General features: G+C 46.3%; 2 protein-coding genes. Both read right to left on the bottom strand.

Translation table 11 applies throughout. The annotated features are described in order from the left end of the window. Window positions 1-662: secretin N-terminal domain-containing protein (locus tag R7190_RS25965; protein WP_318137694.1), on the bottom strand; the 662-nt coding region annotated here is incomplete at its 3' end. A gap of 36 nt (window positions 663-698) precedes the next feature. Further along, the coding region (gspC, locus tag R7190_RS25960; RefSeq protein WP_318137693.1) for a type II secretion system protein GspC at window positions 699-991 on the bottom strand (293 nt) is incomplete at its 5' end.

Genomic DNA, 991 nt, shown 5'->3' with positions numbered 1-991 from the left:
TCAGGCGTACTCTTTTGGTTGGTCGTTTTGTTCAGGGCTTCTACGATACGAACCATTTCAGCAGCCGAGGCATTGCGAAGCTCTACTAGCTCGATCTCTTTGTCACCAGCTTGGTCAACGCGTTTGATGATTTCTGCTAGACGGTTTACTACCGCTGCACGACCGGTGATCAGGATGATGTTAGCTGGATCGTAATGAACCACATTACCCGCACCGGCATTATCAATCAGCTGGCGCAATAGCGGTGACAATTCACGAACAGAGACATTTCGCACAGCAACCACACGAGGGATGACGCTATCGCCTTTTGCGCTGCCATCACCCATAACAGGGATTGCAGAGGTCTTAGAGTCTTTTGCTTTGATGACTTTGAGTACGCCGTTGTCCATTTCTACGACTGCATAGCCGTACACTTCCAACACGTTAAGGAAGAAGCTGTAATATTGCTCTTCGTTTAACACGTCGTAGCTGCGAACGTCGATTTTACCGCGCACCGAAGGGTCAACGATGATGGTCTTTTCTAAGTTACGACCAACAATGTTGATGAATTCTTGAATGTCAGTGCCTTTGAAACTCGCACTAAATTCATTTGCCATCGCGCCTGGAACGCAGAGTAGACTCCCTGCCAGTAACCAAGCACTTTTGCTAAACCAATGTTTCACGTATGTCTCCCTGAACTTACGCTGGTTGCCTAAGTATTACAATTGGATATAGATGTCGTACTGCTGACCATCTCGCTCAACAGTCAAATTCAGTTCTTGCGGATCGCTCATCACTTGCATCAGTTGTACTGAAGAAGATGGATCACTTAAATCGATCCCATTAAGTTGCACCGCAATATCACCAGGTTCTAGACCCACATCATTAAATAACGCCGCATCACGACCCGGAGAAACTCGGTAGACACTAATGGCGTCGTCTTTTTTCACTGGAGAAATGGTGATGTATTTAAAAACACTCTGTGGATCTTTCGCAATCTCCTCTCGGATTT

Source organism: Vibrio sp. 1078-1, from assembly GCF_033340475.1.
The sequence above is the reverse complement of the archived record's forward strand: the minus strand, read 5'-3'. Positions and strand labels throughout refer to the sequence as shown.